Raw genomic sequence first — 12,553 nt, 5'->3', positions numbered from 1 at the left:
GACGTGCTGAACGTGTCGGGCCACCGCATGGGGACGATGGAGATCGAGTCCGCGCTGGTGTCCAACCCGCTGGTGGCCGAAGCCGCCGTGGTGGGCCGCCCCGACGACATGACCGGCGAGGCCATCTGCGCCTTCGTCGTGCTCAAGCGTTCGCGTCCGACTGGCGAAGAGGCCGTCAAGATCGCGACGGAGCTGCGCAACTGGGTCGGCAAGGAGATCGGCCCGATCGCCAAGCCCAAGGACATCCGCTTTGGCGACAACCTGCCCAAGACGCGCTCGGGCAAGATCATGCGGCGCCTGCTGCGGTCGCTGGCCAAGGGAGAGGAGATCACGCAGGACACCTCGACGCTGGAGAATCCGGCTATCCTGGAGCAGCTCAAGCAGGCGCAGTGATCGTCTGGCTTCGGCCCGATCGAGCCCTTGAACCCGCCGCCGCGTTCCCGCGCGCCGGCGGGTTTGTTACGATAGCCCCCCACCGACCACGGACCGTCCCCAATGCCTGAAGCCCAGTCGCGCTTTCGCCGACGGTTGCTGCTGTACTACGGCCTGTTCACGCTAGGGTTGTTCGGCTTCGTCGGCATGATGGGGCTGCTTGAAAAGTCCAATGCCGATGCGCTGTGGCTCGGCTACGTCTTCCTCTTCATCACCATCGCGATCTATGCCTGCATCGGCCTGATCTGCCGCACCTCTGACCTGAACGAGTACTACGTTGCCTCGCGGCGCGTGCCGGCGCTGTTCAACGGCATGGCGATTGCCGCCGACTGGATGAGCGCGGCGTCCTTCATCGGCCTGGCCGGCATCCTGTTTGCCTCGGGCTACGAAGGGCTGGCCTATGTGATGGGCTGGACCGGCGGCTACTGCCTGGTGGCCTTCCTGCTGGCGCCGTACCTACGCAAGTACGGCGGCTACACCATTCCCGATTTCCTCGCGGCGCGCTACGGCAACGGCAAGCCCGGCGGCAACCTGCCAGTGCGCGCGATCGCGGTGCTGGCGGCCTCGCTCTGCTCCTTCGTCTACCTGGTTGCGCAGATCCAGGGCGTGGGGCTGGTGGTGACGCGCTTTATCGGCGTGGAGTTTGCCGTCGGCATCTTCTTCGGGCTGGCCGGCATCCTGGTGTGCTCGTTCCTGGGCGGCATGCGCGCGGTCACATGGACGCAGGTGGCGCAGTACATCATGATGATCGTCGCCTTCCTGGTCACGGTATCGATGATCGCGTGGAAGCATCACCACGAAGCGTTGCCGCAGCTCAGCTACGGCACGCTGCTGTCGCAACTCGACGCGCGCGAGCAGCAACTGGAGCGCGAGCCGGCCGAGCAGGCCGTGCGCGAGTACTACCGGCAGCAGGCCATCCTGCTGCAGGAGCGCATCGCCCGGCTGCCCGATTCCTTTGCCCAGGAGCGCGACGCGCTCGACGCGCGGCTGCAGGACCTGCGCACGCGCAATGCCCCGCTGCGCGACATCAAGTCGCTGGAGCGCGAACGGCTGGAATTCCCGCGCGACCCCGCGGCGGCACAGCAGCAGTGGAACCAGCAGCGGGCAGACGCACTGGCCCGCAGCCGCCATTCGCTGTCATCGACCGAACCCTATCCCGCGGCATCGGAGCAGGAGCGCAAGACCAAGCGGCTGAATTTTGTCCTGCTGGTGTTCTGCCTGATGGTCGGCACCGCCAGCCTGCCGCACATCCTGACGCGGCTCTACACCACCCCGTCGGTCAAGGAAACGCGCAACTCCGTGGCCTGGGCCGTGTTCTTCATCGCCTTGCTGTACGTGTCCGCGCCCACGCTGGCAGCGTTGGTCAAATTCGAGTTCTTCCAGCACCTGGTGGGAACCCCCTACGCCGAATTGCCGCAGTGGGTGGTGCAATGGCGCAAGGTCGATCCACCCGTGTTCGGCATCCGCGATGTCAACGGCGACGGCATCGTGCAATGGGCCGAGATCCTGCTCCAGCCCGACATGATCGTGCTGGCCGCCCCGGAAATTGCCGGCCTGCCATACGTGATCTCCGGCCTGATCGCCGCCGGCGCCCTGGCCGCGGCGCTGTCCACCGCCGACGGCCTGTTGCTGACCATCGCCAATGCGCTCTCGCACGACGTCTTCTATCACATGGTCGACCGCCAGGCGAGCCACCAGCGGCGCGTCACCACCGCCAAGATCGTGTTGCTGGGCGTGGCGCTTTTTGCCTCCTACGTCACATCGCTGCGCCCCGGCAATATCCTCTTCCTGGTCGGCGCCGCGTTCTCGCTGGCCGCCTCCAGCTTCTTTCCGGTACTGGTCCTCGGCATCTTCTGGCGCCGCACCACCGCCGCCGGCGCAGTCGCCGGCATGGCCGCCGGGCTGGGCGTGGCGGTCTACTACATCATCGTCAACTACCCGTTCTTCACCCGCATGACCGGCATCTTCGGCAACCGCTGGTTCGGCGTCGACCCGATCGCCTCCGGCGCCTTCGGTGTGCCGGCGGGCTTCGCCGTGGCCATCATCGTCAGCCTGCTGACGCCACGCAATGCACCGGTGATCGACCGGCTGGTGAGCTACCTGCGCAAGGGGTAGGGCGGATGGGGTTGTCAAGTAAGGGGGGATACGGCGACGAGGCACTGGATTCGCCAGGCAACTCTGCTATAATCTCGGACTTCCCGGAGAGATGGATGAGTGGTTTAAGTCGCACGCCTGGAAAGCGTGTATAGGTTAACAGCCTATCGGGGGTTCGAATCCCCCTCTCTCCGCCAGAACACTATGCAAAGCAAAGCCGCCCGCCTGGGCGGCTTTTTTTGTTTCCAGTCTCTGGTGGCTTCGTATGCCTGAAGGGCCCAAAGAAAAGCCCTCGGCCAGGGTAGGCGAGGGCTGAAGTAGTAGTGGGCGAGTCGCGGGATCGCCCGTGAGCGATGGTCGTATAGGACCTTGTATCGCGCATCCCTCTAAATAGAGGTGTTGCCGCAAGGCGACATGGCTATGCCAGCCATCTCGGCGCCGGATTGGCTGAGCGTGCCAAGCCAGTCGTTCTGTCCGCCAAGTTTTAGTGTCCGTGAGAGGGCTTCCGCCATGTACCCGGTGCCCGGTATCCTCCCGGCCATGACCAAACTCACCTTCCAACTCGAAATCCGCCCCGCCTTGCCCGCAGACGCGCAAGCGGTGGAAGCCATCCTGACCGACACCTACCTCGGCACCTGGAAGCCGCAATTGACAGCCGCCGCGGCAGCTGCTTTTGAACGGCAAGGCAAGACCCGAAGCTACGTCGAAGCGCGCCTGCAAGCATTCCGCGTAGCCTGCGTGGATGGCGTGCCCGCGGCCATGGTGGATTGGGAGAACAACTTTATCTGGGCCCTGCATGTCGGGCGAACATGGCAACGCATGGGGCTGGGCGGGGCGCTGCTGGCCCATGCCGAAGGCGAGATTGCCCGCGCCGGGCATTGCGAGGCGAGGCTGGAGACGGACACATTCAACGTGCAAAGCCGCTCGTTCTACCGGCGCCATGGTTATGCCGAGATCGATTTCTATCCCGACGAAAGCTGGGACAGCGGCTTTACCACTGTGCTGCTGTCGAAAGCGCTGCCGCCAGCCTGAGCCTGCGCGCCGGCGCCGGCTTGGCACGGGTAGCCAACCTCATGCGCAAATTGCATGAACCTGTGTGCCTGCCCGTGAAAGAATCAGGCATCTATTTCGAATCTATGGCACTTGCCCCAATGTCCGAACCCATCGTTCACCTCAACGGCACCCTGACCCCTCTCTCCGAAGCCCGCATCCCCGTCCTCGACCGCGGCTTCATCTTTGGCGATGGCATCTACGAAGTCATCCCTTACTACAACGGCAAGCCATTCCGCGCGGACCAGCATCTGGCCCGCCTGCACCGCAGCCTGGAGGGCATCGGGATTCCCGATCCATACAGCGCCGGGCAGTGGCTGGAGCTGGTCGGCGAGGTGGTCGAGGCCAACGGCCTGTCGGACCAGCTGGTCTACATCCAGGTGTCGCGCGGCGTCGCCAAGCGCACGCATGCGTTTCCGAAGGAGGTCGTGCCGACGGTGCTGATCATGACCAACCCGATGGCGTTGCCGTCGGCGCAGATGCTTGAGCAGGGCGTGGCGTGCGTGACGATGGAGGACCGGCGCTGGCTGAACTGCCAGATCAAGTCGACGTCGCTGCTGGGCAACGTGCTGGCGGCGCAGCATGCGGTGGAGCACGGCGTGATCGAGGCGATCCAGTTCCGGGATGGCTGGCTGACCGAGGCGTCGGCGTCCAATGTGTGGGTGGTGCGCGATGGCCGCGTGATGGCGCCGCCCAAGGACAACCTGATCCTGGAAGGCATCCGCTATGGGTTCATGGAAGAGGTCTGTGCCGCGCTGGGGATTGCGCTGGAGGCGCGCCGCATTGCGAAGGAAGAGGTGTTCGCCGCCGATGAGGTGATGCTGTCGTCGGCCAGCAAGGAGCTGCTGCCGGTGGTGACTATCGATGGCCGCGCCATCGGCAAGGGGGTGCCGGGGCCGGTCTTTGGCCGGCTTTACGCTGCGTACCAGGCTGCCAAGGCTGCGCTTTGAGCTGATTTGCGTGCGTGCTAGGATGCCTCGGGATCGATCGAGGAGTCAGCCATGGCCAAGCGTGAGCGTGGCCGGCGTGCCCTGCAGGACGAGGTGAGCCGGCGCATCCAGCAAATCTATGAAATCGGCGAGGACGGCGCCAAGGTCCGGGTGCCGGCGCCTGTGCCGCACGCGCGCGATGCGCGCGGGCGCAACTGGAATATGACGGGCTTCGGCAATGCGTCCGGCTACGAGGCCAGCATCCGCGCGGTGGTCGACAAGGTGCGCGACGAGTTCGACCTGAGCGACGCGCCGGAGAACCGCGCGCCCAATCCGTTCGGGGACTGAAGCGCCGGCCGTCGTCCTACTCGACCGATACGACGATGGCGACGCGCCGGTTCTCGCTGCGTCCGGCGGCGGTGCGGTTGTCGGCCACTGGGCGGCTCTTGCCCCGTCCGCGAACTTCGATGTTTTCCGGCGCAAAGCCGGCGCCCGCCAGCAGCCTTGCCACCGCTTCGGCGCGCCGCACTGACAGCGACTGGTTGTATTCGGCCGAGCCCGCGTCGTCGGTGTGGCCATCCACGCGCAGGCGCTCGATGCCCGCGCCCTTCAGCGCCCGCCCGAGGCGCTGCACATTGGCGGCGCGCTCAGCGTCGATCAGGTCCTCATTGAATCCGAACAGCAGCTTGTCTGACAAGCCGAGTTCCCAGCCTTCATCGGTCAGGGCGAAGCCTTCCTGCTTCAGCACCGCGACCTGGGCCGGAGACAGCCCGGTGGCGGGCGGCGCGGTCTGGCAGCCGGCCAGCGACAGCCCCGCCAGCACGACGGCGGCGAGCCAGAGTTTCCACAGGGACTTCCAGCAGGGCGGGGTCAGGCGTTCGGGCATGCGGGTTCTCATTGCGTGACGTCCAGGCGCGGCTCGGCGCTTTGCCAAGTGCCGCCGGAGCGCCGCTTGGCGCCGTACATGGCGGCGTCGGCCGCGTGCAGCAGCGCCTGGCTGCCTTGCGCGTGGACAGGGAAGACGGCCAGGCCGATGCTGAGCGACGCCTGCACCGTGCTGCCGTCGGGCAGGTCGATCGGGGCGGACATCGCCTGCAGGATATGCTCGGCGATATGGATGGCGTCGCGCGGCGCGCGCAGCGCTGCGGCCAGCACGGCGAATTCGTCGCCGCCGATGCGTGCCACGGTGTCGCCGGCGCGCAGGCTGGCGCGGATGCGCTGGGCCACGGCCACCAGCACGGCATCGCCGGCGGCATGGCCGTGGCGGTCGTTGATGTTCTTGAAATCGTCACTGTCCAGGTACAGCACGGCCGCGTATTCGTCGTTGGCAGCGGCATGGCGCACAGCGTGCTCCAGCGCTTCGACGAAGGCGGCGCGGTTGAGCAGGCCGGTCAGCGCATCGTGGTTGGCGCGGTGGGCGAGCGAGCGGTTCTCGTGCTGCATCTGGTTCTGCCAGGTCTGCAGTTCGTCCAGCAGGCCGTTGAAGTCCTCGCTGAGGGCATTGAGTTCCGCGATGCTGGCCGGCGGCGTGCGCTGCGCGAAATCGCGCTTGGAACGCACCGCGTGCGCCACGCGCATCAGGTTGCGCAGCGGCTCGACGATCTGCACCAGCAGCCGGCTGGCCAGGCAGTGGGCGCCGACGGCGGTCAGCAGCAGGCAGCCAAGCAGGCCGAGCGCGCCGCGCAGCAGGAAATGCAGCAGGTTGCGGGGATCGCCACTGACGCGCAGCATGCCGACCTGTTGCGTCTGGTGCAGGATCGGTTGTTCCACGACCCCCATGCTCAGCCACTCGCTCAGCACGTGGCGCAAGCCGGTCAGTGGCGCCTGGCCGGGGCGCTGCCATTCGGCCAGCACGTGGTTGCCGTGGTCGTAGACGGTGGCGCGCGCGATGTCCTCGGACGCGGCGATGGCCGCCAGTGTCTCGCCGGTGGCCGCCTGGTCGCGGAATACGACCGGCGCCTCCAGGGTGTAGGCGATCGAGCGGGCCACCAGCCGCACGTTGTGGTCGGCATAGACGCGCAGTGCGGTCAGGCCCAGGGCGGTCAGCGATACCCCGGCAGTAAATACCGCGATCAGCGCCACGCCCAGGTGGATCCGGCGCAGCACGCTGTAGAGGGTGGGGCGGGCGCCGTTGCCGCGCGCCGGCTGGTGGGCGCTCATGACGGCGCTCCCTTGCGGCGGCCCAGCTGCAGCACGCCGGGGTGCACGTGCACGCCGCTGCGGGCGAGCGTGTCGAGGTTGACGCGGAACGAGACCTGCTGGTCGCGGATGTTCAGGCAGAACATGCTGCCGACCTCGCACTCGAAGTCTTCCTCGGCGATCACCAGCACAGGGCGGCCGGTCAGCTCGCCCGACAGCCGCTTGCGGCGGGCTTCGTTCATGGCGCCGATGTAGAGGGCATCGCAGGCCGGATGCAGCATGTCGGCCAGCACGTCGACCTGGCGCGCGCGCACCGGGCGGCCGTTGGCGAGCGTGCCGCCTTCCATCAGCCGCGCGGAGTAGCGGCTGGTGCTGTCCACGCACAGCCGCACCGGGTCGCGCTCAACCGGCCAGCGTGCATACCCCAGCAGGCTGAAGACCACGCGCGCGACCAGGTCGGTGCGCTGCGGCGCGGGCTGCGCCGTCACCGCCGGCGGCAGCATGGCCGGCAGCACCGCCAGCGTCACGGCGAGCAGGGCCGGCAGGGCGCGGCGCAGCAGCGGTGGACGTCGGGTGGAATCGGCACTGGGAAGGGCGCTGGCTGGGGCAGGAGCCATGGTCTGGGAAAGGAGGTTCGGTACGGCCTGTATGGATGGTGGGCTGGCCGCAGCCGCGGTTATTGTCCGGGGGCGGGTTCCGGGCGGTCAAGCGTCCGGCACGGGCGGAATCCGCCCCGGAACCCGCTTGTGCGGGCATGCTTGCGTGGGGCCCGTTTGCGACGCGGCGTGATACGGAATGTTTAACGGTTTTGGGTCGTTTTCCTGAAGTCAGGCGGGAACGCGCGCAGCGCTTCGCCGTGGCGGGCACAACACTTAGAATGGGTCCATCGTCCCCAACGCGCGCCTCGCCGCCGCATGCCGCCATGATTGCCGACCCGCTTTTCCGCTTCCTGCACGTTGCCGGCGTTGCCGTCTGGGTGGGCGGCATGTTCTTCGCCTACCTGTGCCTGCGGCCGGTGGCCGGCACCGTGCTGGAACCGCCGCCGCGGCTGCGGCTCTGGCGCGGCGTGTTTGCCCGCTTCTTCCCGTGGGTATGGGCGGCGGTGATCGCGATCCTGCTGAGCGGTGCGGCGATGATGGCGGCAGTGGGCATGTCCGCTGCCCCACGCAACTGGCACCTGATGATGGGCGTCGGCCTCGTCATGACGGTGATTTTCTGCTACGTGTGGTTTGGGCCGTATCGCGTGCTGGGCCGGGCCGTGGATGCCCAGGACTGGCCGGCCGCCGGTGCCGCGCTGAACCGCATCCGGCAGGCGGTGGGGACCAACCTGGTGCTCGGGCTGGTCAATATCGCCGTGGCCACGCTGGGGCGCTGGCTGGCCTGAGCGGCCCGATGCCCCGGCATGGCCCTGCATCGTCGCGTCACCACCTGGCAATGGGAGAGCCGTTATGCGCGTCATCGCATGTCTTGCCGTCCTTGGCCTTGCAATGGCGGGCGCACCGGCCCGCGCCGAGCAAGGCAATGGCCTGAGCGCTGAATATGAACGCTGCATGGCCAAGGCCATTTCGACTGCCGACATCCTCGGCTGCGCTGCGGTCGAAACACGGGTCCAGGACGTGGCGCTGAACAGCGCCTATCAAGGCTTGCTGCGGCGGCTGGAAGCGCCGCGCACCGGCCAGTTGCGGGTGGCGCAGCGTGCCTGGCTGGAATTCCGCCAGGCCAATTGCGCCTATGTGGCCAATCCGGCCGGTGGCACGGCCGCGCGCGTGGCCGGAGCGACCTGCATGGCCCGCATGAGCGCCGCGCGGGTGCGCGAATTGCGTGACTTCGCCACCGAGGCCGCCGCCCGGTGAGTGGGCGAGCCATGTGCTAGAGTTCCCAGACACCTGTGCTGCGGCACGTCTCACCAGGAGATGGATCATGGCAAGTGAATCGCGGAACAACCTGAAGGCCTTTGTGCAAACGGCGCCCCAGGCGGGGCGCTATGTGTGGGTCATCGCGCTGGTGGACTTTGGCGCGCAGCAGATCCGGCGCGCCATCGTTTCGGACGACACCTTCACCACCTCGGATGCCGCGCGGGTAGCGGGCGAGGCCCAGCTCAAGGCGATGGCCGAAGACCACTAGGCTGGGCCAGTGTTGCGCGCCGGCATCTTTGTGATCAACGGATACCGTTTCTTACATTGCGCCGGGATCGGTGCGCGCTAGACTGTGGGCATGTTCCTCCACAAGAAAGGACTCCCATGACACATCGCGCGCTCCGGCCGGCCAAGGTCCTCCTGCTGGCGGCCCTGCTGGGTTCCGGCCTGACGTTCAGTGCGGCGTCGATGGCCCAGGTGTCGGTCAATATTGCCATCGGCGTACCACCGCCGGCCCCGATCTACGAGGTCGTGCCCGCACCGCGCTCCGGCTATGTCTGGATGCCGGGCTACTGGGACTGGGATGATCACCACCACAAGCACGCCTGGAAGAAGGGGCGCTGGGAACGTGAACGCCCCGGCTATATCTATGAGTCGCCGCGCTGGATCCAGTCGCGCGACGGCTGGGTGCTGGTGCCGGGTCGCTGGGACCAGGGCGGGTACAAGGACAAGGGGCAGAAGGATAAGGGCCACAAGGACAAGGGCTATCACTGCCCACCCGGCCACGCCAAGAAGGGCGAGTGCTGAGGTGCCGGCCACCGGGCGCAGCACGGTGACGCCGGGTGGCCTTGCCATGCTACGATCGCCGCCATGACAGCCGCGCCCACGCGGCACATCGGCGGCGGATACCGGAGGTAGCAATGGCAAAGCACGTTTTCACGCGCGCGCAGTATCTCGACATCCTCAATGACAGCCTGCGCAAGCATCCCGGCTGGCAGCCCGGCATGGCCTTTGTGTTCCTGCCGCCTGGCGCCGATGCCAGCCAGGCCACGGCCGTGGGCTGCACCGGGCCGATGGAGGCCATTCCTGTCTATGCGGAAATCCAGCGCGTGGCTGCCGAACTGATCGAAGTCGGCAACGAATAGCGGCGCCGGTCGCGTTGCGGCCGGTGGGTGCCGCGAGTGCGTACAATACCGGCCTCTACAGACTTTCGGATAATGCCGTGAAGAAAACGGACCTGGAAAAAAACAAGGGCCTGAAGATCGCCAACAGCCTGAAGCAGGCTTCGGCGGGCCGGGGTATTCCCGGCGGCGCTGCGCGCCCGGACCGGCGCGAACAGCGCCGGCTGGACCAGGAGCAAGGTCTGGTGCCCTTTGCGTGCAAGCTGGACGGCACGCTGGTCAAGCGCCTGCAAGCGCTTGCCGTGGATCACCCGGGTGGCATGACCGGGCTGCTCAATGAGCTGCTGGCGGGCGCGTTGCCGCCGGAGCAGGGCCAGAGCTGAATATGGTGGCCGCGCCCGCGGCCACCTGCCTGACCCCATCAGGTCGCGAGCGGGTCAGTCCTCTTCTTCGTCAAGGAATTCGCGGCGCAGCATCCAGTTGGCGATGGCTTCGTCGCAGATGCGCTTGAATTTCTGCTTGTCCGGCATCTTGTCGAACAGCTGGAAATTGACCAGCGCCATGCCGGCATCGGTGATATAGAACATCCGGCTCGGATCGTCTTCATGGACGATGCGGCCATCGATGGCGTCTTCCTCGCTTTCCGCCGGCATGTCTTCTAGCTCGACCACGCGGCAGGTGAAGCGCGGGCTGCGGGTATGGGTCAGATACTCGAACTCGTCGTGCATGACCTCGCCGCCTTTGCCTGCGATAACGGCGAAGCCCCAGATAAAGCGGGGCATCGGCAGATCGGACAGATCTTCAATCTCGTCCATGGTGTTCTCCCTGATTCAATCCCCGCATTATCGCCCGGAACGCCGCCACCTCAAACGTTGACGTGGCGCTTAGGGCTTTGCCTGGCAGTTGGCCAGCGCCGGCGCGGCGTTTTCGGCCTGCATCAGGTCGCGCAGCGTGCCTTCCTCGCCCTTGGTCCACCATTCGTAGCGGCCGCCGACATAGCGCGCGCCGGAGGCCGACACGGTGCTGGCCGCCAGCACGGGCTTGCCATCGATGCTGAACACCGCCGCCTGGTTGTCCGGACTGTTGAAATAGCGCACGGAAAGCGTCTTGCCGCCGTCGCACTGGTAGCGCACGGCGCGCACGTCCGGGAAGCGCACGCCGTCGATGCCGGGCGCACGGGCGGCGTGTGCCGCGGCGCATGCGCCGAGGGTTGCGAGCAGGGCCACGGCGCGGGCGCAGGACAGGATCGGGCGAGTGGTCATGGCTTTGCCTTGGTCGATGGGTGGATTGTCAGCCAGTTGAGAGGGGCGGCGCCGGCGTCCGGGTCAGCCGAGCATGTAGCCGGCGGCGAGCGTGCGGAAACTCTCGATTTCGCGCGCCTGCCAGGCCTCGTCCTCGCCGAGTTCCTCGGCCAGGATAGCGGCCACGGCCGGCGCGGCGTCCACGGCGGCGCGCGCGTCCAGGAACAGCGCGCGGTTGCGGCGGGCCAGCACGTCCTCGACCCGGCGCGCCAGTTCGTGCCGGGCCGCAAAGCGCACGTGCGCTTCGGTCAGGCCTGACGCCGGTGCCAGCATGCGGTCATATCCGGGCAGCGCGCGCAGCAGGTCCAGCTCATTGCCGTAGTAGCGGTCCGGCGAGCCTGAATCCGGCGGCGGCAGCCCGGCCGGCAGCCCCGCCGCGCCGTGCAGGGGCAGCTCGGCGGTCACGCACGGGGCCGCGCGCACCATCTGGCGCTGGATCGCGGTCTCGATCACGTCTTCAGCCATCTTGCGGTAAGTGGTCCACTTGCCGCCGGTGACGGTGATCAGCCCGGCCTTGGACACCAGGATCGTATGCTCGCGCGACAGCGACGCGGTAGAGGCCTCGCCGGTGGCCCGCACCAGCGGCCGCAGGCCGGCCCAGACACTGGTGACGTCGGCGCGGGTCGGGTCCCTGGCGAGGTAGCGCGACGCGGTTTCCAGGATGAAGTCGACGTCGTCGGCGCCGGCGTCTGGTTCCAGCGGCAGGTCGCGGCGCGGGGTGTCGGTGGTGCCGACGATGGTGTGGCCGTTCCAGGGCACCACGAACAGCACCCGGCCGTCGTCGGTCTTGGGGATCAGGATGGCGCGCTCGCCCGGCAGGAAGCTGCGCGGCAGCGTCAGGTGCACGCCCTGGCTGGGCGCGACCATGGCGCGCGCGTGGCCGTCTTCCATCTGCCGGATCGCATCGACCCACACGCCGGTGGCGTTGATCACGCAGTCGGCGCGCAGGTGGAAGGTGGCGTCGCCCAGCACATCCTGCACGGTCACGCCGCTGATCACGCCGCCTTGCTGGCTCAGGCCCGTCACGCGCATGTAGTTGAGCGCGGTGCCGCCCACGTCGAACAGCGTGCGCATCAGCGCCACCGCCAGCCGCGCATCGTCGAACTGGCCGTCGAAATACAGGTTGCCGCCGCGCAGCGGACGCCCGCCGACGTGCTCGGCCAGGTTGGGCGCCGCGGCCAGCACCTCGCGGTGGTTCAGCCAGCGGCTGCCGGCCAGGTTGAGGTCGCCGGCCAGCATGTCGTAGACCTTGAGGCCGATGCCGTAGAAGGGCTGGTCGAACAGCTGGTAGGCCGGCACCACGAAGCCCAGCGGCCACACCAGGTGCGGCGCGTTGCGCGCCAGCAGGCCGCGCTCGTGCAGGGCCTCGCGCACCAGGCTGATATTGCCCTGGGCCAGGTAGCGCACGCCGCCATGCACCAGCTTGGTGGCCTTGCTGGAGGTGCCCTTGGCAAAATCCGCGGCTTCGACCAGCAGCGTGCGGTAGCCGCGCGAGGCGGCGTCGACTGCGGTGCCCAGGCCGGTGGCGCCGCCGCCGATGACGATCACATCCCAGCGCGGCTCGCGCTCCAGGGTGGCGAGCAGGGCGGCGCGGTCGGGGGGCTGGATCGGGGTGGAGACTCTCTGCATGA

The 12,553-nt window shown here is 67.6% G+C and carries 17 protein-coding genes and 1 tRNA gene; 12 read left to right on the top strand and 6 right to left on the bottom strand.

All coding sequences use genetic code 11. The features are described from left to right. From AC3WRR_RS27410 to AC3WRR_RS27385, 6 genes are all read left to right on the top strand, one after another. The coding region (locus tag AC3WRR_RS27410; RefSeq protein ID WP_492298630.1) for an AMP-binding enzyme at positions 1-393 on the top strand (393 nt) is incomplete at its 5' end. A gap of 102 nt (positions 394-495) precedes the next feature. Beyond that, positions 496-2,547, top strand: a complete 2,052-nt coding sequence (locus AC3WRR_RS27405) for a VC_2705 family sodium/solute symporter (protein WP_010814366.1) — start codon at positions 496-498, stop codon at positions 2,545-2,547. Positions 2,548-2,632: 85 nt separating this feature from the next. Further along, positions 2,633-2,723, top strand: a tRNA-Ser gene (locus AC3WRR_RS27400). 313 nt (positions 2,724-3,036) lie between these two features. Continuing rightward, on the top strand, positions 3,037-3,558 hold the full coding sequence (locus AC3WRR_RS27395; RefSeq protein ID WP_010814365.1) for a GNAT family N-acetyltransferase: 522 nt from the start codon (positions 3,037-3,039) through the stop codon (positions 3,556-3,558). Between the two features lie 119 nt (positions 3,559-3,677). Then, positions 3,678-4,526, top strand: coding sequence for a D-amino acid aminotransferase (locus AC3WRR_RS27390; protein WP_010814364.1), 849 nt, complete (start codon positions 3,678-3,680; stop codon positions 4,524-4,526). A 51-nt stretch (positions 4,527-4,577) separates the two neighbouring features. Next, positions 4,578-4,853 carry a hypothetical protein gene (locus tag AC3WRR_RS27385; protein ID WP_010814363.1) on the top strand — a complete coding sequence of 92 codons (276 nt, stop codon included), beginning with the start codon at positions 4,578-4,580 and terminating at the stop codon, positions 4,851-4,853. Between the two features lie 16 nt (positions 4,854-4,869). Here AC3WRR_RS27385 and yfiB read toward each other — a convergent pair whose 3' ends face one another. Genes yfiB through yfiR form a run of 3 tightly spaced genes read right to left on the bottom strand, consistent with a single transcriptional unit; the run spans position 4,870 to position 7,261 of the window. Further along, positions 4,870-5,391 (bottom strand): outer membrane lipoprotein YfiB, encoded by a 522-nt coding sequence (gene yfiB, locus AC3WRR_RS27380; RefSeq protein ID WP_041687459.1) that lies wholly within the window; start codon positions 5,389-5,391, stop codon positions 4,870-4,872. Positions 5,392-5,399: 8 nt separating this feature from the next. Beyond that, entirely contained in the window at positions 5,400-6,665 is a 1,266-nt protein-coding gene (gene dgcN / locus AC3WRR_RS27375; RefSeq protein ID WP_439668056.1) for a diguanylate cyclase DgcN/YfiN, read from the bottom strand. Beyond that, positions 6,662-7,261: a regulatory sequestration protein YfiR gene (yfiR, locus tag AC3WRR_RS27370; protein WP_011615706.1), complete on the bottom strand. Its 600-nt coding sequence runs from the start codon at positions 7,259-7,261 to the stop codon at positions 6,662-6,664. Before yfiR ends, dgcN begins: the two co-directional genes overlap by 4 nt. Before the next feature lie 305 nt (positions 7,262-7,566). Here yfiR and AC3WRR_RS27365 point away from each other — a divergent pair, with 305 nt between their 5' ends. The 6 genes from AC3WRR_RS27365 (at position 7,567) to AC3WRR_RS27340 (ending at position 10,004) form a co-directional block, all read left to right on the top strand. After that, positions 7,567-8,028 (top strand): CopD family protein, encoded by a 462-nt coding sequence (locus AC3WRR_RS27365; protein ID WP_010814359.1) that lies wholly within the window; start codon positions 7,567-7,569, stop codon positions 8,026-8,028. A gap of 64 nt (positions 8,029-8,092) precedes the next feature. After that, a complete protein-coding gene (locus AC3WRR_RS27360) occupies positions 8,093-8,497 on the top strand; it encodes a lysozyme inhibitor LprI family protein (RefSeq protein ID WP_010814358.1) in 405 nt (134 codons plus the stop codon). Between the two features lie 67 nt (positions 8,498-8,564). After that, entirely contained in the window at positions 8,565-8,768 is a 204-nt protein-coding gene (locus AC3WRR_RS27355) for a hypothetical protein (protein ID WP_010814357.1), read from the top strand. 116 nt (positions 8,769-8,884) lie between these two features. Then, positions 8,885-9,307 carry a YXWGXW repeat-containing protein gene (locus tag AC3WRR_RS27350; protein WP_010814356.1) on the top strand — a complete coding sequence of 141 codons (423 nt, stop codon included), beginning with the start codon at positions 8,885-8,887 and terminating at the stop codon, positions 9,305-9,307. Positions 9,308-9,420: 113 nt separating this feature from the next. Continuing rightward, on the top strand, positions 9,421-9,645 hold the full coding sequence (locus AC3WRR_RS27345) for a hypothetical protein (protein WP_010814355.1): 225 nt from the start codon (positions 9,421-9,423) through the stop codon (positions 9,643-9,645). Between the two features lie 77 nt (positions 9,646-9,722). Further along, positions 9,723-10,004, top strand: a complete 282-nt coding sequence (locus AC3WRR_RS27340) for a hypothetical protein (RefSeq protein WP_010814354.1) — start codon at positions 9,723-9,725, stop codon at positions 10,002-10,004. A 54-nt stretch (positions 10,005-10,058) separates the two neighbouring features. Here the strand turns inward: AC3WRR_RS27340 and AC3WRR_RS27335 are convergent, their stop codons facing one another. From AC3WRR_RS27335 to AC3WRR_RS27325, 3 genes are all read right to left on the bottom strand, one after another. Then, positions 10,059-10,436, bottom strand: coding sequence for a hypothetical protein (locus tag AC3WRR_RS27335; protein ID WP_010814353.1), 378 nt, complete (start codon positions 10,434-10,436; stop codon positions 10,059-10,061). 69 nt (positions 10,437-10,505) lie between these two features. Beyond that, positions 10,506-10,883 carry an MliC family protein gene (locus AC3WRR_RS27330; protein ID WP_439668055.1) on the bottom strand — a complete coding sequence of 126 codons (378 nt, stop codon included), beginning with the start codon at positions 10,881-10,883 and terminating at the stop codon, positions 10,506-10,508. Positions 10,884-10,946: 63 nt separating this feature from the next. Next, the gene (locus AC3WRR_RS27325) at positions 10,947-12,551 is read right to left on the bottom strand and encodes a glycerol-3-phosphate dehydrogenase/oxidase (RefSeq protein ID WP_010814351.1); all 1,605 of its coding nucleotides are present in this window, start codon (positions 12,549-12,551) and stop codon (positions 10,947-10,949) included. Positions 12,552-12,553 lie beyond the last annotated feature (2 nt).

The organism is Cupriavidus sp. FW305-3-2-15-C-LB2 (assembly GCF_058787575.1).
Note: the sequence above shows the minus strand (reverse complement) of the source record. Positions and strands in the feature narration are given on the sequence as shown.

Excerpts from the sequence above, each read along its gene's own strand:
- AC3WRR_RS27405 (WP_010814366.1), top strand. The coding sequence starts at position 496 with ATGCCTGAAGCCCAGTCGCGCTTTCGCCGACGGTTGCTGCTGTACTAC.
- AC3WRR_RS27395 (WP_010814365.1), top strand. The coding sequence starts at position 3,037 with ATGTACCCGGTGCCCGGTATCCTCCCGGCCATGACCAAACTCACCTTC.
- AC3WRR_RS27390 (WP_010814364.1), top strand. The coding sequence starts at position 3,678 with ATGTCCGAACCCATCGTTCACCTCAACGGCACCCTGACCCCTCTCTCC.
- AC3WRR_RS27385 (WP_010814363.1), top strand. The coding sequence starts at position 4,578 with ATGGCCAAGCGTGAGCGTGGCCGGCGTGCCCTGCAGGACGAGGTGAGC.
- yfiB (WP_041687459.1), bottom strand. The coding sequence starts at position 5,391 with ATGCCCGAACGCCTGACCCCGCCCTGCTGGAAGTCCCTGTGGAAACTC.
- dgcN (WP_439668056.1), bottom strand. The coding sequence starts at position 6,665 with ATGAGCGCCCACCAGCCGGCGCGCGGCAACGGCGCCCGCCCCACCCTC.
- yfiR (WP_011615706.1), bottom strand. The coding sequence starts at position 7,261 with ATGGCTCCTGCCCCAGCCAGCGCCCTTCCCAGTGCCGATTCCACCCGA.
- AC3WRR_RS27365 (WP_010814359.1), top strand. The coding sequence starts at position 7,567 with ATGATTGCCGACCCGCTTTTCCGCTTCCTGCACGTTGCCGGCGTTGCC.
- AC3WRR_RS27360 (WP_010814358.1), top strand. The coding sequence starts at position 8,093 with ATGCGCGTCATCGCATGTCTTGCCGTCCTTGGCCTTGCAATGGCGGGC.
- AC3WRR_RS27355 (WP_010814357.1), top strand. The coding sequence starts at position 8,565 with ATGGCAAGTGAATCGCGGAACAACCTGAAGGCCTTTGTGCAAACGGCG.
- AC3WRR_RS27350 (WP_010814356.1), top strand. The coding sequence starts at position 8,885 with ATGACACATCGCGCGCTCCGGCCGGCCAAGGTCCTCCTGCTGGCGGCC.
- AC3WRR_RS27345 (WP_010814355.1), top strand. The coding sequence starts at position 9,421 with ATGGCAAAGCACGTTTTCACGCGCGCGCAGTATCTCGACATCCTCAAT.
- AC3WRR_RS27335 (WP_010814353.1), bottom strand. The coding sequence starts at position 10,436 with ATGGACGAGATTGAAGATCTGTCCGATCTGCCGATGCCCCGCTTTATC.
- AC3WRR_RS27330 (WP_439668055.1), bottom strand. The coding sequence starts at position 10,883 with ATGACCACTCGCCCGATCCTGTCCTGCGCCCGCGCCGTGGCCCTGCTC.
- AC3WRR_RS27325 (WP_010814351.1), bottom strand. The coding sequence starts at position 12,551 with ATGCAGAGAGTCTCCACCCCGATCCAGCCCCCCGACCGCGCCGCCCTG.